Source organism: Variovorax sp. GW823-FHT04B03 (genome assembly GCF_058796495.1).
In genome coordinates this window covers 370,897-394,015 of sequence record NZ_JBXAIT010000001.1, presented here as the reverse complement: position 1 = coordinate 394,015, position 23,119 = coordinate 370,897, and the positions used below count along the sequence as shown (strand labels likewise).

General features: G+C 69.1%; 22 protein-coding genes and 1 pseudogene. 8 read left to right on the top strand and 15 right to left on the bottom strand.

Translation table 11 applies throughout. The annotated features are described in order from the left end of the window. Positions 1–3 precede the first annotated feature (3 nt). The 6 genes from rpoN to argS all read right to left on the bottom strand — a co-directional run bounded on the left by rpoN (position 4) and on the right by argS (position 6,652). Complete coding sequence (rpoN, locus tag AC1RAD_RS01750; RefSeq protein ID WP_492733590.1) at positions 4–1,593, bottom strand: RNA polymerase factor sigma-54; 1,590 nt, start codon at positions 1,591–1,593, stop codon at positions 4–6. 154 nt (positions 1,594–1,747) lie between these two features. Then, positions 1,748–2,542, bottom strand: a complete 795-nt coding sequence (gene lptB, locus AC1RAD_RS01745; protein WP_070063734.1) for an LPS export ABC transporter ATP-binding protein — start codon at positions 2,540–2,542, stop codon at positions 1,748–1,750. Continuing rightward, positions 2,539–3,258 (bottom strand): lipopolysaccharide transport periplasmic protein LptA, encoded by a 720-nt coding sequence (lptA, locus tag AC1RAD_RS01740; RefSeq protein ID WP_492686718.1) that lies wholly within the window; start codon positions 3,256–3,258, stop codon positions 2,539–2,541. The genes lptB and lptA overlap by 4 nt, the downstream gene beginning before the upstream one ends. 122 nt (positions 3,259–3,380) lie before the next feature. Then, the gene (locus AC1RAD_RS01735) at positions 3,381–4,025 is read right to left on the bottom strand and encodes a thiol:disulfide interchange protein DsbA/DsbL (protein WP_095743352.1); all 645 of its coding nucleotides are present in this window, start codon (positions 4,023–4,025) and stop codon (positions 3,381–3,383) included. A gap of 156 nt (positions 4,026–4,181) precedes the next feature. Beyond that, complete coding sequence (locus AC1RAD_RS01730) at positions 4,182–4,952, bottom strand: SPOR domain-containing protein (RefSeq protein WP_070063732.1); 771 nt, start codon at positions 4,950–4,952, stop codon at positions 4,182–4,184. A gap of 14 nt (positions 4,953–4,966) precedes the next feature. Continuing rightward, positions 4,967–6,652, bottom strand: a complete 1,686-nt coding sequence (argS, locus tag AC1RAD_RS01725) for an arginine--tRNA ligase (RefSeq protein WP_492733588.1) — start codon at positions 6,650–6,652, stop codon at positions 4,967–4,969. Positions 6,653–6,784: 132 nt separating this feature from the next. On the opposite strand from argS, the gene AC1RAD_RS01720 reads away from it, so the two are divergent. Then, positions 6,785–7,150: a hypothetical protein gene (locus AC1RAD_RS01720; RefSeq protein WP_095949699.1), complete on the top strand. Its 366-nt coding sequence runs from the start codon at positions 6,785–6,787 to the stop codon at positions 7,148–7,150. 85 nt (positions 7,151–7,235) lie between these two features. Here the strand turns inward: AC1RAD_RS01720 and AC1RAD_RS01715 are convergent, their stop codons facing one another. The 4 genes from AC1RAD_RS01715 to AC1RAD_RS01700 form a co-directional block, all read right to left on the bottom strand. Then, positions 7,236–7,688, bottom strand: a complete 453-nt coding sequence (locus tag AC1RAD_RS01715) for a DUF2214 family protein (RefSeq protein WP_056584391.1) — start codon at positions 7,686–7,688, stop codon at positions 7,236–7,238. Between the two features lie 65 nt (positions 7,689–7,753). Continuing rightward, positions 7,754–8,680: a LysR family transcriptional regulator gene (locus AC1RAD_RS01710; RefSeq protein WP_489059970.1), complete on the bottom strand. Its 927-nt coding sequence runs from the start codon at positions 8,678–8,680 to the stop codon at positions 7,754–7,756. Between the two features lie 32 nt (positions 8,681–8,712). Further along, the gene (locus tag AC1RAD_RS01705; RefSeq protein WP_492733586.1) at positions 8,713–9,903 is read right to left on the bottom strand and encodes a CaiB/BaiF CoA transferase family protein; all 1,191 of its coding nucleotides are present in this window, start codon (positions 9,901–9,903) and stop codon (positions 8,713–8,715) included. After that, complete coding sequence (locus AC1RAD_RS01700) at positions 9,896–10,831, bottom strand: hydroxymethylglutaryl-CoA lyase (RefSeq protein WP_492733584.1); 936 nt, start codon at positions 10,829–10,831, stop codon at positions 9,896–9,898. The genes AC1RAD_RS01705 and AC1RAD_RS01700 overlap by 8 nt, the downstream gene beginning before the upstream one ends. Before the next feature lie 89 nt (positions 10,832–10,920). On the opposite strand from AC1RAD_RS01700, the gene AC1RAD_RS01695 reads away from it, so the two are divergent. Beyond that, on the top strand, positions 10,921–11,661 hold the full coding sequence (locus tag AC1RAD_RS01695) for an IclR family transcriptional regulator (protein WP_070063727.1): 741 nt from the start codon (positions 10,921–10,923) through the stop codon (positions 11,659–11,661). Between the two features lie 3 nt (positions 11,662–11,664). Here the strand turns inward: AC1RAD_RS01695 and AC1RAD_RS01690 are convergent, their stop codons facing one another. Further along, positions 11,665–12,633, bottom strand: coding sequence for a Bug family tripartite tricarboxylate transporter substrate binding protein (locus tag AC1RAD_RS01690; protein WP_139702181.1), 969 nt, complete (start codon positions 12,631–12,633; stop codon positions 11,665–11,667). Positions 12,634–12,679: 46 nt separating this feature from the next. Next, a pseudogene (gene hisC, locus AC1RAD_RS01685) lies at positions 12,680–13,663 on the bottom strand (histidinol-phosphate transaminase); the annotation flags it as partial. Between the two features lie 256 nt (positions 13,664–13,919). On the opposite strand from hisC, the gene AC1RAD_RS01680 reads away from it, so the two are divergent. Both AC1RAD_RS01680 and AC1RAD_RS01675 read left to right on the top strand, forming a co-directional pair. Beyond that, a complete protein-coding gene (locus AC1RAD_RS01680) occupies positions 13,920–16,094 on the top strand; it encodes a malate synthase G (RefSeq protein WP_070063724.1) in 2,175 nt (724 codons plus the stop codon). Positions 16,095–16,245: 151 nt separating this feature from the next. After that, positions 16,246–17,520: an MFS transporter gene (locus AC1RAD_RS01675; RefSeq protein WP_095743343.1), complete on the top strand. Its 1,275-nt coding sequence runs from the start codon at positions 16,246–16,248 to the stop codon at positions 17,518–17,520. Positions 17,521–17,606: 86 nt separating this feature from the next. Here the strand turns inward: AC1RAD_RS01675 and AC1RAD_RS01670 are convergent, their stop codons facing one another. Both AC1RAD_RS01670 and AC1RAD_RS01665 read right to left on the bottom strand, forming a co-directional pair. Continuing rightward, on the bottom strand, positions 17,607–18,377 hold the full coding sequence (locus tag AC1RAD_RS01670; protein ID WP_492733581.1) for a hypothetical protein: 771 nt from the start codon (positions 18,375–18,377) through the stop codon (positions 17,607–17,609). Beyond that, positions 18,370–18,597: a hypothetical protein gene (locus AC1RAD_RS01665; RefSeq protein WP_492733579.1), complete on the bottom strand. Its 228-nt coding sequence runs from the start codon at positions 18,595–18,597 to the stop codon at positions 18,370–18,372. The genes AC1RAD_RS01670 and AC1RAD_RS01665 overlap by 8 nt, the downstream gene beginning before the upstream one ends. A 396-nt stretch (positions 18,598–18,993) precedes the next feature. On the opposite strand from AC1RAD_RS01665, the gene AC1RAD_RS01660 reads away from it, so the two are divergent. After that, complete coding sequence (locus tag AC1RAD_RS01660) at positions 18,994–19,563, top strand: fasciclin domain-containing protein (RefSeq protein ID WP_492733577.1); 570 nt, start codon at positions 18,994–18,996, stop codon at positions 19,561–19,563. Position 19,564: 1 nt separating this feature from the next. Here AC1RAD_RS01660 and AC1RAD_RS01655 read toward each other — a convergent pair whose 3' ends face one another. Further along, entirely contained in the window at positions 19,565–20,491 is a 927-nt protein-coding gene (locus AC1RAD_RS01655) for a LysR substrate-binding domain-containing protein (protein WP_492733575.1), read from the bottom strand. An 82-nt stretch (positions 20,492–20,573) separates the two neighbouring features. Here AC1RAD_RS01655 and AC1RAD_RS01650 point away from each other — a divergent pair, with 82 nt between their 5' ends. The 3 genes from AC1RAD_RS01650 to AC1RAD_RS01640 all read left to right on the top strand — a co-directional run bounded on the left by AC1RAD_RS01650 (position 20,574) and on the right by AC1RAD_RS01640 (position 23,082). Continuing rightward, the gene (locus AC1RAD_RS01650) at positions 20,574–20,930 is read left to right on the top strand and encodes a DUF2917 domain-containing protein (protein WP_062479754.1); all 357 of its coding nucleotides are present in this window, start codon (positions 20,574–20,576) and stop codon (positions 20,928–20,930) included. Positions 20,931–21,095: 165 nt separating this feature from the next. After that, positions 21,096–21,917, top strand: coding sequence for an enoyl-CoA hydratase-related protein (locus tag AC1RAD_RS01645; RefSeq protein WP_307636078.1), 822 nt, complete (start codon positions 21,096–21,098; stop codon positions 21,915–21,917). Positions 21,918–21,924: 7 nt separating this feature from the next. Beyond that, positions 21,925–23,082 (top strand): acyl-CoA dehydrogenase family protein, encoded by a 1,158-nt coding sequence (locus tag AC1RAD_RS01640; protein ID WP_492733573.1) that lies wholly within the window; start codon positions 21,925–21,927, stop codon positions 23,080–23,082. Positions 23,083–23,119 lie beyond the last annotated feature (37 nt).

The following is a 23,119-nucleotide window of genomic DNA, read 5'->3' as shown; positions in this document are numbered from 1 at the left end:
CTTCTACAGGGCTTTGCGCAGGTTGGCGGGCGCGATGCGCAGCGCTTCGCGGTACTTGGCGACGGTGCGGCGCGCGCACTCGATGCCCTGCTCTTTCAGCATCTCGGAGATCTGGCTGTCGGACAGCGGCTTCTTGATGCTCTCGGAACTCACGAACTGCTTGATCAGCGCGCGCACCGCGGTGCTCGACGCGTTGCCGCCGGTCTCGGTGCCCAGCGCCGAGCCGAAGAAGTACTTCAGCTCGACCGTGCCGAAGGGCGTGGCCATGTACTTGGCGGTGGTCACGCGCGAGATGGTCGACTCGTGCAGGCCCAGTTCGTCGGCGATCTCGCGCAGCACCAGCGGGCGCATGGCCAGCTCGCCGTGCACGAAGTAGCTCTTCTGCCGCTCGACGATGGCGTTGCTCACGCGCAGGATGGTGTCGAAGCGCTGCTGGATGTTCTTGATGAACCAGCGCGCCTCCTGCAGCCGCTGCGACAGCGCCTGGCTGCCTTCGCCCTTGTGCGACTTGAGCGCGCCGGCGTAGATGTCGTGCACGCGCAGGCGCGGCATGACCTCGGGGTTGAGCATGACGCGGAACTTCACGTTGGTGCCGCGCCCGGTCTTGGTGACGATCACGTCGGGAATGACGATGTTGCGCTCGACGTCGACGAAACGGCGGCCCGGCTTGGGTTCGAGCCGCGCAATGATCTGCAGCGCCGAGCGCACCAGGTCTTCGTTGGTGCGCGTGAGCGTGGCCAGGCGCTTGAAGTCGCGCCGCGCGAGCAGCTCCATGGGCTGCTTGCAGATCGCGATGGCGGTCTTGCGGATGAGCGCTTCGGCCTCGGTCTCGTCTTCGCTGGCGAGCGCCTTCAGCTGGATGCTCAGGCATTCGCCGAGGTCGCGCGCGCCGACGCCCACCGGCTCCAGGCTCTGCAGCAGGCCCAGCGCCACCTGGAAGTGGTGCACGAGGTCGTCGAACTGGTCGTTGTCGTCGCCCGCCAGGCCCGAGGCCAGCGCGGGCAGCGAGTCTTCGAGGTAGCCGTCGTCGTTGAGCGATTCGATCAGGAAGCGCAGCGCGGCGCAGTCGTTTTCATTGAGCCGCAGGCTCAACGCCTGGCGGTGCAGGAAGGACTGCAGCGACTCCTGGCTGCGCGCGAGTTCGGTGGCATCGGCCCGTTCGTCGTCGCCCAGGTTGTTCTGGCGCGCGGGCGCGTCGCTGCCCCACTCGCTGTCGTCGGGCGCCATGTCGACGGTGCCGTCGCCTTCCCAGTCGGGCTCGCGCTCGGCGATCTCGGCGGCGGGGCCGTCGGTGTCGGGGGTCGAGGTGCTGGTGTCGCTGGACGTGGAGGAAGTGCTGGCGGCGGACGGCGTGAACTCGGCCTCACCCTCGCCCGCGTCGTCGCGCGGCACCGGCGCGTCGGCCGTGTCCAGCCCGAACTCCTCGCGCGCCGCTTCTTCCGCGGTGCGTTCGAGGAACGGGTTCTCGTCCAGCATCTGCTCCACCTCCTGGCTCAGTTCGAGCGTGGAGAGCTGGAGCAGGCGAATGGACTGCTGCAGCTGTGGCGTCAGCGCCAGATGCTGCGAGACGCGAAGGGACAGCCCTTGCTTCATGAGGAAATGGCTCCCCCCCAGGCTGCGCGCTTCGCGCTACGCCAACCCCCTACCGGGGGCGGGCCGGCCGCTTCGGGCGGCCGTGCGCGGCGGCCCCCGCGAGGAAGCTCCGCGCGGACGGCGGCCACGATGATCCTTGACCCTCGCCGCACGGTCACATCCGGAAGTGCTCGCCCAGGTACACCCTGCGTACCTCGGCGTTGTCGACGATCTCCGAGGGTGTGCCTTGTGCCAGCACGTGCCCGTCGCTGATGATGAACGCGTGATCGCAGATGCCCAGCGTTTCACGCACGTTGTGGTCGGTGATGAGCACGCCGATGCCGCGCTCTTTCAGGAAACTGATGATCCGCTGGATCTCGATCACCGCGATCGGGTCGATGCCGGCGAAGGGCTCGTCCAGCAGGATGAAGCGCGGCTGGGTGGCCAGCGCGCGTGCAATTTCAACGCGGCGACGCTCGCCGCCCGACAGCGCGAGCGCGGGCGAATCGCGCAGGTGGTCCACGCGCAGGTCGGCCAGCAGGTCGGCCAGTCGCTCTTCGGTGTGCTGCTTGGTCAGCGGCATCATGCGGCCGTTGGCGTCGGGCTCGCGCTGCAGCTCGAGCACGGCGCGCACGTTTTCCTCGACCGTGAGCTTGCGGAAGATCGAGGCCTCCTGCGGCAGGTAGCTCAGGCCCATGCGCGCGCGGCGGTGAATAGGCATGTGGGCGATGGGCTCGCCGTCGATGGTGATCTCGCCGGCGTCGGCGCGCACCAGCCCGACGATCATGTAGAACGAGGTGGTCTTGCCCGCGCCGTTGGGGCCGAGCAGTCCGACGACCTCGCCCTTTTGCACGTCGAGCGAGACGTCTTTCACGACCGTGCGGCTGCCGTAGCTCTTCTTGAGGCCGCGCGCCACGAGGCGGCTGCCCGGAATGCCGTCGGCGGTCTGGGTTCCTGCGGTTTCGATCACTTGCGCCCTTCCCCTTCGGTGCCGCCCAGCGTGGTGGTCGGGCGCAGCCCGGCGCCGGGCGCGGGGGTGGGTGCCGGGGCCGCGGGCTTCTTGCCGCCGGCTGCCGGTGCGGAGCCGGGCGCCGCCGGGGCCGGTGTGGCCTTCGGCGTGAGGATGGCCTTCACGCGACCGCCGCCGCCCGCCGAGACGCCGGCGTTCGGCGGCACGAGGGAGCCGTTGACGGTGTAGGTGTCGTTGCTCTGGTCGTAGACGATCAGCGCGCCGCTGCTCTCGTCGTTGGCCGTGGCGCCGATCAGCCGGCGCATGACGGCGCGGCGGATGAACTTGACGTTGTCGGCGCGGCTGTCGTACTCGATGACTTCCGACTCGCCCTCGATCCACTCGTCGCCGGCGTTGCGCTTCTGCTTGTAATAGGCCAGCTTGCCGGGCGCGGCCGTGACCACGCCGTACTGGTAGCCCTCGGCGTCCTGGCGCACGTCCAGCCGCGCACCGCGGATGATGATCGTGCCCTTCGTGACCAGCACGTTGCCGGTGAACACGCTGGTCTGTTTCAGGTCGTCGTAGCGCATCGAGTCGGACTCGATGTTCATCGGCTTGGTGCGGTCGGCGGTTTCGGCCAGGGCGCCCGAGGCGGCACCGGCCAGCAACAGCGCACCGAAAGCCAGGCGGCCGAGGCGACGAAGGGTGGGGAATGTGGGGATGGAGGGCAATGTCATAAAGGCACGAAACTTGCTCTGAAACATTGTATGCGTGGGATGGCAATTGCCCACCGCCGCCAATGAAAAAGCCCGCCGAAGCGGGCCTTGCATTCGACCAAAAAAGCAGGTCGCCGGATCGGTCAGCCCTTCTTGGCTTCGCCGATGAGGAAGGTCGCGACCTGCAGCACCTTGGACATGCTGCCGGCGGTTTCGCCGTCGACATACCAGCGGCCCGCCACGGCCAGGGCCGGCACGCCGGCGACCTTGTAGGCCTCGGTCTGTTGCGCCGCGCGGCGGGCCTTGCTGGCCACGCCGAAGGACGCAAAGGTTTCCTTGAACTTGGCGCCGTCGAGGCCGGCACGCTCGGCCCAGGCCTGGATGTTGGCGTCGCCGTTCAGGTTCTGGCGCTGCGCGTGGATCGCGGCGAAGACCTTCGGGTGGTACTCGTCCAGCTTGCCCATGGCTTCGAGCGTGAAGTACAGGCGCTGCTTGGCTTCGACGTCGTTGCCCACGAAGGGCACGGGGATGCGGCGGAAGGCCACTTCCTTCGGGGCTGCCTTGACCCAGGCTTCGAGCGAGGGCTCGAAGTCGTTGCAATGCGGGCAGTTGTACGAGAAGAACTCGACCACCTCGACCTTGCCGGCGGGTGCATCGACGGGCACGCGCTTGTCGAGCACGAGGAAATCGGTGCCGGCCTTGGGCGCGCGCTGGGCGTGTGCCGGAACGGCAGCCAGCGAAAGCAGCCCGATCGAAGTGGCGGCCAGCGAAAAGTCACGACGTTTCATGGAAAAGGTTCTCCTGTGGGTACCGCAGTACAGAGCCGGCGCGCCGCCGGGAGTTCCCCGTGGGCGGCGCGCCCGAGGCGCTGGAATTGACAAACGAGTGCGGCAGATGCCGCGCGGGCGAGAGCTTAAAGGCTGTTCAGGAAAAGCGCCGACGGGTCAGCGCTGCACGCGCACCAGCGCCGATTCGAGACCGCCGCCGTCGAGCCGTTCCTTGAGCCGGTCGGCGTCGTCCTTCTTGTTGAACGGACCCGCGCGCACGCGGTAGACCGTGCGACCGGCCTGCTCGCGCTCGGTGACCTTGGCCTCGACGCCCATGAGCGACAGCTTGGCGCGCTGCGCCTCGGCGTCGTCGGTGGTGCGGAAGGCGCCAGCCTGCACGAAGTACATGAAGGGATCGGCACCCGACGACGACGGTGCGGCGGCGGTCGTGTGGCTCGGCGCGGCGGACGCGGTGGTCGTGCTGCTGCCGCCTGCGCGGGCCCGGGCGAGGTCGCCCAGCGGATCGTTCGACGGCGGCAGGGCGTTGGCTTCGGCCGGCACCGGCGCGGGGCGCGTCGGCTTGGGCGCCACCACCACGGGGGCCGGGGCGGTGACCGGCGCGGTGGCGACAGGCGGCGTGCCGGGCGCCACGGTGGCGGGCGCGCCGGTGATCGGGTTCACCGGGCCGGTGGCCGTGGCGGCCGGCGGCGTGGCGGCGGGCTTGGGCGCGCCGGCCTTGCCGGCCAGCGGCGCGTTCGGGTCCCAGTCGCGGTTCTTGCGGGCTTCGGCTTCGTCCTGCTCGGCACCGCCGCGTTGCGTCTTGTTGACGAACGGGATCGGCACCTTGGTGACGTAGACCGCGATGCCCAGGGCGACGCCCAGACCGAGCACCAGGCCGATGATCAGCCCGATGACGATGTTGCCGCGTTGTCTGCTTGTCTTCTTCATGTTCAGAGGGTGATTCACATCTTGCTCGGCGCACTGACGCCGAGGATCGCGAGGCCATTGTGCAGCACCTGCGCGGCCGCTGCGACGAGTGCGAGACGCGCCAGCTTGACCGGCTCGTCGTCCACCAGGATGCGCTCGGCATCGTAGTAGCTGTGGTAGCTGGCCGCGAGTTCGCGCAGGTAGAAAGTCACGTCATGCGGGGCGAAATCCTTCGCCGCCGCCGTCAGCATGGCCGGGTACTTGGCCAGCAGCAGCATCAGCGCCTGGGCCGCCGGGCTGTCCAGCGGCGACAGGTCGACCGCCTTGAGCGCGGCCACGTCGCCACCCCACGCCGCGAGCACCGAGCAGATGCGCGCGTGGGCGTACTGCACGTAGTACACGGGGTTGTCGTTGTTCTTGGTGACCGCCAGGTCGACGTCGAAGGTGTATTCGGTGTCGGGCTTGCGGCTGAGCAGGAAGAAGCGCACGGCATCGGTGCTGGTCCACTCGATCAGGTCGCGCAGCGTGACGTAGCTGCCGGCGCGCTTGCTGATCTTGACCTCTTCGCCGCCCTTCATGACGCGCACCATGGTGTGCAGCACGTAGTCGGGGTAGCCCTCGGGAATGCCTTCGCCGGCGGCCTGCAGGCCGGCGCGCACGCGCGCGATGGTGCCGTGGTGGTCGGTGCCCTGGATGTTCACGACCTTGTGGAAACCGCGCTCCCACTTGGCGATGTGGTAGGCCACGTCGGGCACGAAGTAGGTGTACGTGCCGTCCTGCTTCTTCATCACGCGGTCTTTGTCGTCGCCGTAGTCGGTCGACTTCAGCCACAGCGCGCCGTCCTGCTCGTAGGTCTTGCCGGCGGCCACGAGCTTGGCCACGGCCGCCTCGACGCGGCCGCTGGTGTAGAGGCTGGACTCGAGGTAGTAGTTGTCGAAGCGCACGCGGAAGGCCTGCAGATCGAGGTCCTGCTCGCGTCGCAGGTAGGCCACGGCGAATTCGCGGATGCTGTCCAGGTCGTCGATGTCGCCGCTGGCGGTGTATTCGCGGTCGTCCGACTTGACGGTCTTCTTCGCCTTGAAGTCTTCGGCGATGTCGGCGATGTAGTCGCCGTTGTAGGCCGGGGCTTTTTCGCCGCTGGGCCACTCGGGGTCGCCGGGCTTGAAGCCCTTGGCGCGCAGCTGCGTGCTGTTGGCCAGCGTCTGGATCTGCACGCCGGCGTCGTTGTAATAGAACTCGCGCCACACGCTCTGGCCCTGCGAGGCCTGCAGGTTGCAGATCGCGTCGCCCAGCGCGGCCTGGCGGCCGTGCCCGACATGCAGCGGACCGGTCGGGTTGGCCGACACGAACTCGACCAGCACCTTCTCGCCCGTGGCGGGCTGCTGGCCGAAGGCTTCGCTGGCGGCCAGCACCTCGCGCACGATCTGCTGCTTGGCGACAGCCTTCAGGCGGATGTTGAGGAAGCCGGGGCCGGCAATCTCGATGGCCTCGACCCATTGGCCGAAAGCAGGGGTGGCGAGCAGCGCAGCGCTCAGTTCCTCGGCCAGTTCGCGAGGCTTGCGCCCCAGCGGCTTGGCGAGCTGCATGGCAGCGGTGCTGGCGAAATCGCCGTGCGCCGCCACCTTGGGCGACTCGAACGCGGCTTTGGCGCCGGCGCCGGGAGAGAGGGTTTCGAGCGTGTTCGCGAGCGCCGCGAGCAGCTCCTGTTTGACCAATAGCATCTGTGAATTTTACCGGGGGCAAACCCGGACCCAGTTAACGATCGTCATCCGATGGGCGATGTCGCCCGTTAGGATGATCGGCCCCGAGGCGGGGCGTCTGTCACAACCCAACCTTGCAAGGACATATCCACCATGAAGAAGCTCCTTTCCCTGGTCGCCTCCACCGTCGCGCTCGGCGCCTGCCTGTCGTTCAGCGCCTACGCGCAGGACAAGGCACCCGCACCGGTCGTGGCCCCCGCTGCTGCCGCCGCACCTGCGGCAGCCCCTGCCGCCGCGGCCGCACCCGCCGGTGGCGCCAGCTGCGATGCCAAGGCCATCGACAAGAACGGCAAGCCCCTGGCTGGTGCCGCCAAGAACAGCTTCATGAAGAAGTGCACCAAGGCCGCCGCCGGACCCGCCTGCGCCGCCAAGGCCCTCGACAAGAACGGCAAGGCCCTGGCCGGTGCCGCCAAGAACAGCTTCATGAAGAAGTGCGAAGCCGACGCGGCCAAGGCCTGATCCGGCGCGGCGCCGTGTGGCGCTGACATTTGTTACTCCCGAAGGGCCCGCTCATGCGGGCCTTTTCTTTTGTCTTTTGTGTTGATTACTTGCCGAAGCCGCGCGCCAGAAACACCGCCACCAGCGGGATCAGCGCGATCAGGTGCGCCTGGATCATCACCAGCTTGCGCGTCTTCAGGATGTCGGCCTCCGCGGGCAGCTTGCCCGTGGCCCGCAGCGTCTTGCGCCAGCGGAAGTAGGTCAGCGTCGGGAAGATCGACAGCACGCCCACGATGATGAACAGCGTGAGCTTCACGTGCAGCAGCGGGTTGGTCCAGTACCAGGCCGTGCCCTTCACGCCCCACCAGGTGCGCGCGATGCCGGTGGCCAGCACCGCGATGGCGGCGATGCCGTAGACCATGTCGACCTTGGCCAGCCGCTCGACCACGGCGGCATTGAGCCATTGCACGCGGCACAGCGCGGCTTCACTGGAGATGAACACGACCATCGTGAGGATGGCCAACAGATGCAGGTAGGCGAGGATGGCTTCGAGGGTCATCGGAAACTTTCTTCATCGGGGGTTGCAAGCAAATGCAAAAAGCATTGTGCCGCCCGGTCACGATTTCAGGACCGCCCGCCCCAGAATTCCGGCTGCCCGTACTGCGCTTTGAGGAAATCAAGCCACAGTCGCACGCGCAGCGGCAGGTGCTTGGTGCCTGTGAACACCGCATAGATGCCGTTGGGCGGCGCGGCGAAGTCGTCGAGCAGGGGCACGAGCAGGCCGGCGTCGATCTCGGCCTCGACCTCCCAGGTGCTGCGCCAGGCGATGCCGTGGCCCGCGAGGCACCAGTCGTGCAGCACCTGGCCGTCGGAACAGTCGAGTGGGCCGCTGGGGCGCAGGTGGATGAGTTCCTGCACGCCTTCCTCGCTGGTAATGCGAAAGGCCCAGCCGCGCGTCTGCGAGGCGTCGCTCGACAGCGTGAGGCAGGCAAAGCGCGACAGCTCGCCGGGGTGCCTGGGCGCGCCGTGGCGGCGCAGGAACTCGGGCGTGGCGACGCAGCGGCGGCGGTTGTCGGCCAGGCGCACGCTCACGAGCGACGAGTCGGGCAGGTCGCCCACGCGCACGGCGCAGTCGAAGCTCTCGCCCGTGACGTCGACCACGCGGTCGCTGAGGTTCAGCGAGATCGTCACCTCGGGATGCAGCGCATGAAAGCGCGGCACCAGCGGCGCGACGTGGCGGCGGCCGAAGCCGGCCGGCGCGGTCACGCGCAGGTGGCCGCTGGCCTTCACGCCGCCGGCGCTCACGCTGGCCTCGGCGTTCGCGAACTCGGTCAGGAGGCGCTGGCAGTCTTCGAGAAAGGCGCTGCCTTCGTGCGTGAGCGCGATGCGGCGCGTGGTGCGCACCAGCAGCTTGACGCCCAGGCGCTCTTCGAGCGCGTCGATGCGACGGCCCATGATCGCGGGCGCCACGCCTTCCGCCTTGGCCGCCGCGGTGAGGCTGCCGCGGGTCGCGACCGAGACAAAGGATTCGAGCTGCTTGAGGCGGTCCATGGCGCGGGAACTATATCGCCCGCCACCGAAGATCAGTCGCCGGCCGTGACGCCCTGCGCCCGCAGCGCGGCGATGTCGCCGTCGCTGTAGCCCACTTCCTTCAGCAGCGCCGCGCTGTGCTCGCCGATGTGCGGCGGCTGCAGGCGGATGCCGGGGCGTTCGCCGCCCAGCGTGAACGGCGCGAGCGGCACCTTGGCCATGTGGCCGTCGTTCATGCGCACGGGCGCGAGGCCGCCGGTGGCGTTCAGGTGCGGGTCGTCGAACAGCTCCTGCGGCTTGGTGATGGGCGCGAAGGGCAGCTCGTGCTGCTCGAACACCGCGCTCAGTTCGGCCGCGCTGTGGTTGGCGAGGTGCGAGCGCAGGATCGGCATCATCCACTCGCGTGCGCGCACGCGGTCGTTGTTGGTCTTCAGGCGCGGATCGGCCAGCATCTCCTCGAGGCCGAAGGCCTTGCAGAAGATGGCCCACTGCTTGTCGCTCACGGCCGCCAGGAAGATCTGCTCGCCGTCCTTCACCGTGAACACGTCGTACACGGCCCAGGCCGAGATGCGGCTGGGCATCGGGTCGGCCGCCTTGCCCGTGGCGGCGAACTGCATCATGTGCTGCGCGACGAGGAACACGTTGTTCTCGAACAGCGCCGACTGCACCTCGCAGCCCTTGCCCGTGAGGTCGCGCTGGCGCAGCGCGGCCATCGCGCCGATGGCGCCGAACATGCCGCCCATGATGTCGTTCACGCTGGTGCCCGCGCGCAGCGGATCGCCGGCACGGCCGGTCATGTAGGCCAGGCCGCCCATCATCTGCACGACCTCGTCGAGGGCGGTGCGGTGGTCGTACGGGCCGGGCAAAAAGCCCTTGTGGCTCACGTAGATGAGGCGCGGGTTGAGCTTGGCGAGCGTGTCGTGGTCGAGCCCCAGCTTCTTCATCATGCCGGGCTTGAAGTTCTCGCTCACGATGTCGGCGGTGGCGATGAGGCGCAGCGCGGCCTCCACGCCCTCGGGCTTCTTCAGGTCGAGCGCGATGCTCTTCTTGTTGCGGTTGAAGGTCGGGAAGAAGCCCGCGCCCGAGCCCAGCAGGCGGCGTGTGTTGTCGCCCTCGATGGGCTCGACCTTGATGACTTCGGCGCCCAGGTCGGCCAGCAGCAGGCCGCAGGTCGGGCCCATGACCATGTGGGTGAACTCGACGACGCGCACGCCCGCGTAGGGCAAGGGATTGGCTTCAGACATGAGAGAGGGTTTCCTGGACAAAGCCCTTGGGCAGGCCGGCTTCGGGCGTCATGCCGTAGACCGGCTCGCCGGGCAGGCCGGCCTTGAGCGGCGCACGCGCCGCGATGAGTTTGTCGATGTCGATGCCGGTGCGCACACCCATGGCCTCGAACATGAAGACGAGGTCTTCGGTGACGGCATTGCCCGACGCGCCCGGCGCATACGGGCAGCCGCCAAGGCCGCCGAGCGAGGCGTCGAAGGTGCGCACGCCCTCGTCCCACGCGGCCAGGCAATTGGCGATGCCCAGGCCGCGCGTGTTGTGCATGTGAGCGGCGCCCGCGTGCACGCCGAGTTCGGCGCGCAGCCGTTTGAAGAGGCGGCGCACCTGCGCAGGGTTGGCATAACCCACGGTGTCCGACAGGCCGACCTCCTGCGCGCCGGCCTCGACGCACTGCACGGCCAGGCGGATCACGTCGTCTTCCGGCACCAAGCCCTGCAGCGTGCAGCCGAAGGCGGTGGAGATGCCGGCTTCGAGCTTCACCTGCGGCGCGAGGGCAGCGCGCAGCTCGGCGATGGCGCGCACCTCCTCGACCATCTCGGTCGGCGTCTTGCGCACGTTGGCCAGCGAATGCGCGACGCTGGCCGACACCGGCATCGTGAGCTTGTGCACGCCGGCTTCGAGCGCGGCCTGCGCGCCCTTGCGGTTGGGCACCAGCGCCATCACCACGAGGCCGGGCAGCGTGATGGCATGGCGCACCACCTCGGCGGCGTCGGCCATCTGCGGCAGCAGCTTCGCGGGCACGAAGGAAGCGACCTCGATCTCGCGCAGGCCGGCGGCATGCAGCGCGTCGATCCAGCGCAGCTTGTCGGCCGTGGGCATGGTGGCCTTCACGGACTGCAGGCCGTCGCGCGGACCGACCTCGCTGATGAGAACGTCGGGGGAGGTCATCGGGTGCTTTCTTGACTGTTCTATCTTGCAGAACTATATTCTGTTAAACAGAATTAAATCGGCAAGCCCGCCGACTGTCAAGCCACGCCATGCCCCGCAAAGCCCAGACCGAATCGGTGTCCGACCTCAACGCCGCCCCCGGCGGCGCCGCCGCGGTCGACCGCGCGCTGAGCCTGCTGTCGGCCTTCCGCCCCGGCGACGAGGCGCTGTCGCTCGCGCAGTTCGCCGAGCGCACGCAGCTCTACAAGAGCACGGTGCTGCGCCTGCTGGCCTCGCTCGAACATGCGCGGCTGATCCGCCGGCAGGACGACGGGCGCTATGCGCTGGGGCTGGAGATCGCGCGGCTGCACGGGCTGTATGCGGCGTCGCAGTCGCTCGACCGCCTCGTGCTGCCGGTGCTGCGCACGCTCGCCGCCGCCACCGGCGAGAGCGCGGCGTACCACGTGCGGCAGGACCAGGGCGACAGCTGGGTGCGGCTGTGCCAGTTCCGCGTCGATTCCTCGCACGTCGTGCGCGACCACGTGCGCGCAGGCGACCTGCTGCCCAACGACCGGGGCGCGGGCGCGCGCGTGCTGATCGCCTTCGGGCCCGAGGCCGAACGGCCGCGTGGCGCGAAGGAGCGCAAGCTGTACGACGCGATCCGCGCGCAAGGCTATTGCGCGCTGGTGGGCGACCGCACGGCCGAGCTGGCGGGCATCTCGGCGCCGGTGTTCCACGCGGATGGCGGCCTGGCCGCGGCGGTCACGCTGACGATGCCGACGCACCGCTATGACGCAGCCTACATCGAGCCCGTGCGCGCGGCGGCGAAGGCGCTCAGCGGGCAGGTCTGAGCATCAGGATTCAGCCTTGAAGCCGGAATTCTTGATCGGCAGTTCCCACCGCTTCAGGTGCGTCGCCTGGATGCTTGCCAGTTCCGCCGGCCCCGCATGCGCCGGCACGAGGCCCAGCGCGTAGATCTTTTCCTGCACATCGGGCATGCGCAGCGCGTCGGCCACGGCCTTGTCGATGCGCGCGACCAGCTCGGGCGACATGCCCGGCGGGCCGTACAACCCGAAGAAGGCATCGGCCGTCACATTGATGCCCGCTTCTTTCAGCGTCGGCACGTCGGGCAGCGCGCGGCTGCGCTTTTCGCCCGTCACCGCGAGGATGCGGACCTTGCCCGCGCGGTGGTGCTCGATGGTTTCCGAGGCGGTGTCCACCATCAGCGGCACCTGTCCGCCGATGAGGTCCTGCGCGGCCGGCGCGCCGCCGCGGTAGGCGACGTGCGTCATCGGCACGCCCGAGGCCTGCGCCAGCAGCTGGCCCGCGAAGTGCGGCACGGTGCCGGCGCCCGAGGTCGCGTAGTTGGCCTTGCCCGGGTTGGCCTTCATCCAGGCCAGCACCGCCTTCAGGTCGCCCGCCGGCGCGCCCGGCCCGGCCGTCACGGCGAAGTCGAAGGTGCTGCCGAGCGAGATCGGCGTGAAGTCTTTCACCGTGTCGTAGCCGAGGTTCGAATACAGCCACGGGTGGATCACCATCGCGCCGCTGGGCGAGAAGATGAGCACGCTGCCGTCCGGCGGCGAGCGCTTGAGTTCGGCCAGCGCGAGCCGGCCGGCCGCGCCGGGCTTGTTGTCGACGATGACGTTCTGCCCGAGCGACACGCGCATCTTGTCGGCCAGGATCCGCGCGACCACGTCGGCCGACCCGCCCGGCGGAAAGCCGATCAGGATGCGCACCGTGCGCTCCTGCGCGAACGCCATCGGCGCGAGGGCCGTGGCGGTGATGACGGCAGCGGCCTGCGCTGCGAACTGGCGGCGTTGCATGGGGCGGTCTCCTCGGGGTGGTTGTTCTTCGGTGTGCGTTTGACCGTCAGCGCAGCGCGGCCAGCAGCGCCTCGTTCTGCGCCGGCAGGCCGACGCTCACGCGCAGCCATTGGGGCAGGCCGTAGGGGCCGAGCAGCGAGACCTCGATGCCGGCGGCCAGCAGGCGCGCGTGCACGGCGGGCGCATCGCCGACCTGCACCATCACGAAGTTGCCCGACGACGGCACGTGCGGCAGGCCCAGCGCGGTGAAGCCCGTGGCGAGCTGTTCGCGCCCGGCGGTGTTGAGTTCGTAGGTGCGCGCCAGGAAGTCGGCGTCGCCCAGCGCCGCCACGGCCGCGGCCTGGGCCGGCGTCGTCACGTTGAAGCGCGGACGGTGCGCATTCATGCGCGCCGTGAGCGCCGGCTGCGACACGCCGTAGCCGATGCGCAGCCCCGCCAGGCCGAAGGCCTTGGAGAAGGTGCGCGCCACGATCAGGTTGGGCAGGCGGCGCACCCATTCGATGCTGTCGTAGCGCTGCGCGGGCGCCAGGTACTCGGTGTAGGCCTCGTCGAGCAGCACCGTCACGTGCGCGGGCACCGATTGCAGAAATTCGCGCAGCGGCGCAGCATCGATGAAGGTGCCGGTCGGGTTGTTCGGGTTGGCCACGAAGACCAGCTTGGTGTCGTCGCCGATGGCGGCGCGCATCGCGTCCAGGTCGTGGCCGAAATCGCGCGAGGGCACGACGGTGGCGCGCGCGTGGGCGTGCGCCGTGGCCGCCGCATAGACGATGAAGCCGTACTGCGAATAGACGACGTTCTCGCCCGGCTTGAGGCTGACCTGCGCCGCGAGCTCGAGGATCTCGCTCGACCCGCTGCCCAGCGTGAGCCACTCGGGCGGCACGTCGAGCCGGGCGGCCAGCGCCTGCTTGAGCGCGGTGCCGTTGCTGTCGGGGTAGTTGCCCGCGCCTTCGAGGGCGGCGGCGGCGGCGCGGCGGGCCGACTCGGGCATGCCGAGCGGGTTTTCGTTGGAAGCCAGGAGGATCATTGCGGCGGGAGCTGATTATTTAAGAAGTTAAATATATACAGCTGCCACCGGCCCGGCCTCAGGGCCTACCCTTTGAAGCGAGGCTGGGGCCTGGGTCGATTACCTTCATTTTTGTCACAGATAAATCTCACTTTCGGCTCTTACTCGCCCGCAAAGTATCGAATACAGTTCTCCCATGGCTTCACCTGGGGCAAGTGCGCCCCACTGCTGCGCCGCCCCCCGATTTCCTGTTTTTTGCATTGCGTTCCCCAAGGAGAAACACATGACCGACCGCACCACCGCCCACCGACTCCAGGTCGCGACCGAACTGCACCGCTTCGTCGAAGAGAAGGTCCTGCCCGCCAGCGGCGTGGCCAGCGACGTGTTCTGGAAGGGCTTCGACGCCATCGTCCATGACTTGGCGCCCAAGAACGTCGCCCTGCTCGCCGAGCGCGACCGCCTGCAGAGCGAGCTCGACGCCTGGCACAAGAAGAACCCCGGCCCGATCGCCGACATGCCGGCCTACCGCGCCTTCCTGGAAAAGATCGGCTACCTGCTGCCGCAACCCAAGGGCGTGAAGGCCACCACGGCCAACGTCGACTCCGAACTCGCGCTGCAGGCCGGCCCGCAGCTGGTGGTGCCGATCCTGAACGCGCGCTACGCCCTGAACGCCGCCAACGCGCGCTGGGGTTCGCTGTACGACGCGCTGTACGGCACCGACGCCATCCCCGAAACCGGCGGCGCCGAAAAGGGCAAGGGCTACAACCCCGTGCGCGGCGCCAAGGTCATCGAGTTCGCACGCAACGTGCTCGACCAGGCCGCACCGCTGGCCAACGGCTCGCACAAGAACGCCACCGGCTACAGCGTGAAGGACGGCCAGCTGGTCGTCGCGCTGCAGGGCAGCACCACCGGCCTGGCCGATGCGTCGCAGTTCGTCGGCTACCAGGGCGACGCCGCCGCGCCGTCGTCGGTGCTGCTCAAGCACAACGGCATCCACCTGGACATCCGCATCGACCGCAGCACCGCCATCGGCAAGAGCGATGCGGCCGGCGTGAGCGACCTCGTGCTCGAAGCCGCGCTCTCCACCATCCTCGACCTGGAAGACTCGGTGGCCGTGGTCGACGCGGCCGACAAGGTCGTCGCGTACGCCAACTGGCTGGGCATCGTGCAGGGCACGCTGACCGAAGAAGTCGCCAAGGGCGGCAAGACCTTCACGCGCGGCCTGAATGCCGACCGCGAGTACACCGGCGCCAACGGCCAGCCGCTGAAGCTGCACGGCCGCTCGCTCATGTTCCTGCGCAACGTGGGCCACCTGATGACCAACCCGGCCATCCTGTACGAAGGCGGCAAGGAAATCCCCGAAGGCATCCTGGACGCCGTGGTCACCACCACCATCGCCATGATCGACGTCAAGCGCAAGGGCAACTCGCGCACCGGCAGCATCTACATCGTCAAGCCCAAGATGCACGGCCCGGCCGAAGTCGCCTTCGCCAGCGAGCTGTTCGGCCGCGTCGAGCAGCTGCTCGGCCTGCCCGCCAACACCGTCAAGCTCGGCATCATGGACGAGGAGCGCCGCACCAGCGTGAACCTGCAGGCCTGCATCGCCGAAGCCGCCGCACGCGTGGCCTTCATCAACACCGGCTTCCTCGATCGCACCGGCGACGAGATGCACACCGCCATGCAGGGCGGCCCGATGATCCGCAAGGGCGACATGAAGTCCAGCGCCTGGATCGGCGCCTACGAAAAGAACAACGTGCTCGTCGGCCTGAACTGCGGCCTGCGCGGCAAGGCGCAGATCGGCAAGGGCATGTGGGCCATGCCCGACCTGATGGCCGCCATGCTCGAGCAGAAGATCGCCCACCCCAAGGCCGGCGCCAACACCGCCTGGGTGCCCTCGCCCACCGCCGCCACGCTGCACGCGCTGCACTACCACCAGGTCAGCGTGACCGCCGTGCAGCAAGAGCTCGAGAAGATCGACGCCGACGGCGAGCGCGAGAACATCCTGAACGCGCTGCTGCAAGTGCCGATCGCTGCGCAAGCGAAGTGGACCGACGCCGAGAAGCAGCAGGAAATCGACAACAACGTGCAGGGCATCCTGGGCTACGTGGTGCGCTGGGTCGACCAGGGCGTGGGCTGCTCGAAGGTGCCCGACATCCACAACGTCGGCCTGATGGAAGACCGCGCCACGCTGCGCATCTCGAGCCAGCACATCGCCAACTGGCTGCTGCACGGCGTGGTCACCAAGGCGCAGGTCGACGAGGCCTTCCAGCGCATGGCCAAGGTGGTCGACGAGCAGAACGCCGGCGACGCGCTGTACCAGCCGATGGCCGGCCACTTCGACACCTCGGCCGCCTACAAGGCCGCGCAAGACCTCGTGTTCAAGGGCATCGAGCAACCCAGCGGCTACACCGAGCCGCTGCTGCACGCCTGGCGCCTGAAGGTCAAGGCCGCGGCCTGACGCGCGCGGTGCGCAGGGCCGGGCATCGCCGGCGCTGACGCCTCGGAGACACGCAACGAACGGCGCCCTCGGGCGCCGTTCTGCATAGGGCGCGACATGCCGGTAGCATCGACGCCGCCCTCTTCTCTCTCTCCGGTCTCCGTTTCTCCCGATGAACAAGCACGCGGCTTCGCCGCCCCCGACCCGCGGGTCGACCTCGGCCGCGGCCATGCTGGTCGCACTGGCCACCGCCTTCGCGCTGAGCCAGGCCTTTCGCACCGTCGGCGCCATGATGGCCACGCCGCTCACGCAGCACTTCGGCCTCACGCCGCAGGCGCTGGGCACCTGGGCCGGCACCTTCCATTTCACCTTCGGCATCATGCAGCTCGCGATGGGCGTGTCGATCGACCACTTCGGCGTGCGCCGCACCGTGCTCACCGCCTTTCCGCTGGCCATCGCGGGCGCCGCGCTGTGCACCGTGGCGCCGGGCTTCGGCGCGCTGCTGCTGGGGCAGGCGCTGATCGGCGTGGGCTGCGCGCCGGCCTTCCTGGCCTGCACCGTGTTCATCGCGCGGCACTTCGACGCCGCGCGCTTCACCGCCATGTCGGGGCTGGTGATGAGCCTCGCGGGCATGGGCATCCTGTTCACCGGCACGCCGCTGGCGCTGCTGATCGAGGCCGCCTCGTGGCGCGCCGGCTATGCCGCGCTGACCGCCTTCGCCGTGCTCTCGTGGATCGTCATCTTCTGGCGCGTGCATGAACCCGCGCGCACCGCAGTCGCACCGGAAGAACCCGCACCCGAACGCCAGTCGCTGCGCCAGGCCGTGCGCGACCTGCTGCCGTTGTTCGCCATGCCGCACACGCTCGGCCTGCTGTGCTTCGCCTGCGTGTCGTATGCGGCCTTCATCACGCTGCGCGGCCTGTGGCTGGGCCCCGTGCTGCACGACCGCCACGGCCTCTCGCTCGTGGCCAGCGGCAACGTGGCGCTGGTGATGACCGTCGCCGGCATGGCCAGCCCCATGCTGTTCGGCCGCCTCGACCCCGGCGGCGCGCGCCGCACGCGCTGGATGATGCGCTGCGCCTTCGCCGGCGCGGCGATGTTCGCCGCCATGGCCCTCACGCAATCGCGCGCCATCGACATCGGCCTGCCGATCGTCTACGGCATGCTCTCGGGCTACAGCGTGCTGCTGTACGCGTACACCAAGAACGCCTACCCGGCGGCCGTGACGGGCCGCGCGATGGCGCTGCTCAACATGGCGATGTTCCTCGGCGTCTCGCTGATGCAATGGACCACCGGCGTGGCCGCCTCCTGGGCCGTGGCCCAGGGCAGCGAGCCGTTCCGCGCGGTGTTTCTTACGGTGAGCGGGATGCTGGCAGCGGGGACGTTGGCGTTTCTGCTGCTGCCGCGGGCGCGCGAACGTGCGCGTCCGACGTCGGCCGATCTTTGACGGGGCGCGAGCGCTCGGGCCAGTTCAGGCACTGACTTCCGAGACGTCGTCTCGGAAGTCAACGGTGCGAACTTCCGGGGCGACGCTCAGGCCGCATCGCCCAGCCGCGCCCGCACCTCGCGCCGGCTCAGCTGCCGCTTGGCCACCGCATAGACGTCGTGGCGCCCGTACATGCCGAGGTGCGTGAGCAGGCCCGATGCCGCACCGCAGCGCGTGACCATGCAGCGGCGCAGCACGTCGTAGCACTTGGGCTCTGGCTGCGCCGCGCTTGTGCGCTCGGGAAACTGCGCCAGCACGACCTCGAACCAGCAGCCCTCGACGCAGTGCCACTGCGTGGTCTCGTCGATCACGTGGTAGACCGCATACGGCGTGTCGCCGCGCCGCCCGGCCCGGTCCGCACGGCGCGCCGCACGCGCCTCGCGCAAGCGCCGGTTCGGCAACAGGATGCCGGTGACCGGATGCACGAACAGCTCGACACCCGGCGCTTCGTGCAGCGGCACGCCGGGCCGGTCTCCCCAGCGGTACGGTCGCACCCGCACCTCGCCGTCGCACAGCACCGCGTCGCGCGCCACGAAGTCGTCGACGTGCAAAAAGATGTGCGCCTGCACCGTGCTGCGGCGATCGATGCCGCTGCACAGCTCGGCGTACACCTTGTCCCATGGCCGATGCACCTGCTTGTGCAGCCAGCGCTTGAGCGGCTGGAGGTTTTCGCTCAGCCACTTCGGATGCTGCAGGCCGCGCTTCATGCCCAGGTGCGAACCGCGCTCGGGGCTGTTGCGCCACGGGCGGCCATCGCCCTGCACGCGCCAGCCGCCGCGCGGACGCTCGACGATCACCTTGTCCATGTCGTCACGCATCGTCGGCCCTCTGCCCGAAGTCGCGCGCGGCCTTCTGCAGCGCCACCTTCTGCGCGCGCCGCTCGGCGCGGTGGGTGCGCAGGTGGCGGCCCGCGCCCTGGCTGGATTCGCGGCGCGCCATCGCGGCCACCACGGGATTGCGCGGTGCCGACGCGGGCACCGCAAAGTAGAACCGGCCCAGACGCTTGTCGTCGTCGCGGGCCTTTCGTTGAGCACTCATGTGCACACACTCCGAAAAAACAAAAAGGCCCCGGCGAATGCAGTTGCGCGCGGGGCCCTTGTCGATTCGGCCGCGGCGGATGCGAAGGTGCACATCCGGCCGGGGCGGTCGGTGTGCGTCAGGTGTTCAGTGAACGGTTCATTGAATGGTGTTCTCGCCCGGGAGGTTGATCGTCGCCGTGCGTGGTGTCTGGAAAAACTGTCGCTGAAAAAGGAAGGGCGGATTCTGGCGAGGGCCTTCGCCGCGCGCAAGCCCGCCGCGGCGCGCTGTGGCGCAAAGCTGACAGGGCACATCGGTTGAATCCGCTTCACGCCTCGCGCCGTATGGCATCTCAAGCGCATCGCGCCTCCGAGCTGTTGGCGGTTTCCACAGAGCCTTTCCTTCCAGGAGACATCCATGAAAAAACTCGTGATCGCCCTCGGCGTGTCGGTCCTGCTCGGCGCGTGCGCCGGCAGTGGCATGAGCAACGCCAGCAGCAGTGCCGCCACCCCGATGGTCGGCGGCGCGCCGATGTACCCGACGAAGGACATCGTCGACAACGCGGTGAATTCGAAGGACCACACGACGCTGGTCGCCGCGGTGAAGGCGGCCGACCTCGTGGCTACGCTCAAGAGCCCGGGCCCGTTCACGGTGTTCGCGCCCACCAACGCCTCGTTCGCGGCGCTGCCGGCCGGCACGGTCGACACGCTGCTCAAGCCCGAGAACAAGGCCACGCTCACCAAGGTGCTGACCTACCACGTGGTGCCCGGTCGCATGGACAGCGCGGCGCTGACGAGCGCGATCAACGCGGGCGGCGGCAAGGCGCTGCTCAAGACCGCCAGCGGCGGCACGCTCACGGCGACGATGAGCAGCGGCACGGTGTGGGTGACCGACGCCAAGGGCGGCACGGCGGCGGTGACGATCGCCAATGTCTACCAGTCGAACGGCGTGATCCACGTCGTCAACAAGGTGCTGCTGCCAGGTTGAGTCAGCTGCGCTGCGCGGCCTCCGCCTCGTCGCGCAGCCATTGCGCGAAGTCCTGCGCGTCGCGGTTGCCCGCGGCGCGCCGCGACGTCTCGATGAAGTAGCCGCGGTGCGATGCCGCGCCCTGGCCGAGCGGCGCCACGAGCCGGCCGTCGCGCACCAGTTCGCGCAGCAGCGGCAGGCGCCCGATCACCACGCCCTGCCCCGCCACCGCGGCGGCCACCGCATCGGCGTACTGCGAGAAGCGCAGCGTGCTCTTCATGCGCAGGTCTTCCAGCCCCATCACCTTGAGCCACGGCTCCCAGTCGGTGGTCGGGGCTTCGCTGTGGTCCGGGTATTCGATGGTCAGCAGCGTGAGCTTGGAAAAATCGGACAGCTCGCGCAGCGACGCGGCCACCTGCGGCGCGCACAGCGGGATCACCGACTCCTCGAACAGCGCCGGGCCCACGCCGCGGCCGATGGGCACGAAGCGCACCGCGAGGTCGAGCCGGCTCACGTCCAGGTCGAGCACGTCGAGCGTGGCCGACACGCGCACGTCGACCTGCGGATGCGTGCCGGTGAAGCGCGCCAGTTTCGGAATGAGCCACAGCGACGCGAAGCCCGGCGTGGTGGTGATCGACACCTGCCGCGGCGCGGCGCTGGCGCGCACGCGCGCGGTGGCGTCGCGCAGGCGCTCCAGGCTGTCGGTGACGGCGCGCTGCAGCACGCCGCCGGCCTCGGTGAGCGCGAGCGCGCGGTGGCGGCGCTCGAACAGCAGCACGCCCAGGCTGGCTTCGAGCTGCTGGATCTGCCGGCTCACGGCCGACTGCGTGAGGTGCAGCTCGCCCGCCGCCAGCGTGAAGCTGAGCCGGCGCGCGGCGGCCTCGAAGCTGCGCAGCAGCTCGAGCGGCGGGAGCTCGCCGGCAGGGGTTTTCACATTCTCTGGAGGCATGCAACGAGTTCCGAATGACCGCGTGTAAGAGAGGGTTCGGCTCACTATATTCATTCGTATCACGAATGCAATGGAGGTTCCCATGAGCACTACCGACCGGTCCCCTTCCACCTTTTTCTCCTCGTCGAGCTCGCGCTTCCACGTGAGCCTGCCCAGCCGCGCCGTCTTCGCCGTGCCCGACGGCGCGGGCGTGGGCATCGAATGCCGCAGCGGCGCGGTGTGGATCACGCTCGACCGCGACCCGCGCGACATCGTGCTCGGGCCGGGCGAGCGCTTCGAGAGCACCGAGCACCGGCGCGTGCTGGTGTCGGCGCTGGAGTCATCGTGCATCTCGGTGTCGGACGCGCAGCCCGCCGCGCTGCCGAACCCGGCCTCGCGCGCACAGGCTCGCGTGCGGTCGCCTTGGCGACTGGCGCTGCACGGGTTGTCCCCGGCTTGACCGCGGGCGCCGTGGCATCGAACCTCGATGCCATGGACCGCCCCCGCAGGGAGCAGCACCGCGCGCCGCCGTGACGACAGGCGGCTTTTTGCTTTGGGCGTCCGTTTTCCTTCTTGGCCTTGAAAGGGACACGCCCATGACCACCACTTCTGGCGCAGCGCTCGCATGACCGCGCCGCAACCCACACCCCAACCCTGCATCCTGTGCGAGCAGGCCGACGGCATCGCCACGCTCACGCTGAACCTGCCGCACAAGCTGAACCCGATCGCGAAAGACCTGCAGGTCGAGCTGCGCGACGCGCTCGAGCGCATCCGCGATGACCGCACGGTGCGCGCCGTGATCCTCACGGGCGCCGGCAAGGCCTTCTGCGTGGGCGCCGACCTGAGCGCGATGGCGCCGCCCGGCGAGCCCGGCCAGACGCTCGGCGACCAGACCGCCGAGTGGATGCAAAAGCTCAGCAACCCGCTCATCGAGACGCTGCGCACGCTGCCGGTGCCGGTGGTGGCCGCCGTCAACGGCCCGGCGGCCGGTGCGGGCGTGGGCCTGGCACTCGCGGCCGACGTGACCATCGCCGCGCGCAGCGCCTACTTCTACCTGCCCTTCCTGCCCAAGCTGGGCATCGTGCCCGACCTGGGCTGCACCTGGGCCATTCCGCGCCGCGCCGGCCGTGCGCGCGCGATGGGCATGGCGCTGCTCGACGAGCGCCTGAGCGCCGGGCGTGCCGTGCAGTGGGGCCTGATCTGGGCCTGCGCCGACGACGAGCAACTGATGGACGAGGCCCGCGCCATCGCGCAGCGCCTGGCGCGCCTGCCGGCGCATGCGGTGCTCGAAGCCCGCGAGGCCTTCGAGGCCTCGGAGCACCACACGCTGAAGGAACAACTCCACTACGAGAGCGAGCGCCAGCGCGCGCTCATCGACCGCCCCAGCTTCCGTGAAGGCGTGAGCGCCTTCCTGCAGAAGCGCCCCCCTGTCTTCGAAACCCGCTGACGTCCCCATGACCATCGAACGCACCCTCTTCACCGCCGACCACGAGGCCTTCCGCGACAGCTTCCGCCGCTTCATGGACAAGGAGATCGCGCCCTTCCACGACGCATGGGAAGAGCAGGGCTATGTGGACCGCGCCGTCTGGTCCAAGGCCGGCGAGAACGGCTTCCTGTGCATGGCGCTGCCCGACACCTACGGCGGCGCGGGCGCCGACCTGCTCTATTCGGTGATCCAGTTCGAGGAGCTGTGGGCACGCGGCTTCACGGGCATCGGCTTCGGCCTGCACAACGAGATCGTGGCGCCGTACATCCTGCGCTACGGCACCGAGGCGCAGAAACAGCACTACCTGCCCAAGCTCGCGAGCGGCGAGATGGTCGGCGCCATCGCCATGAGCGAGCCCGGTGCGGGCAGCGACCTGCAGGCGGTGAAGACCAGCGCCATCCGCCAGGCCGACGGCAGCTACCTGCTCAACGGCAGCAAGACCTTCATCACCAACGGCTGGCACGCCGACCTGGTGATCGTGGTCGCCAAGACCGACCCGGCCGCCGGCGCGAAGGGCACGAGCCTGTTCCTCGTCGAGCGCGGCATGCCGGGCTTCGAGAAGGGCAAGCGCCTGAAGAAGCTGGGCCTGAAGGCGCAGGACACGTCCGAGCTGTTCTTCAACGACGTGCGCCTGCCCGCCGAGGCGCTGCTGGGCGAGCTCAACCGCGGCTTCGTCTGCCTGATGGAGCAGCTGCCGTGGGAGCGGCTGCAGATCGCGATCAGCGCGGTGGCCGCATCGCAGGCGGCCATCGACCACACCGTGGCCTACGTGAAGGAGCGCAAGGTGTTCGGCCAGCCCGTGGGCAACTACCAGAACACGCGCTACACGCTGGCCGAGCTGCAGACCGAGGTGCAGGTGGCGCAGGTGTTCGTCGACAAGTGCATCGAGCTGCTGATGGCCGAGAAGCTCGACACCGCCACCGCGAGCATGGCCAAGTACTGGACCAGCGACCTGCAGTGCAAGGTGATGGACGAGTGCGTGCAGCTGCACGGCGGCTACGGCTTCATGTGGGAGTACCCGATCACCCGCGCGTACGCCGACGCGCGCGTGCAGCGCATCTACGGCGGCACCAACGAGATCATGAAAGAGGTGATCACGCGCTCGATGGGCCTCGGCGGGCGCTGAAGCGCCCCGCATTTGGCACCACTGGCGCCATGGAAAG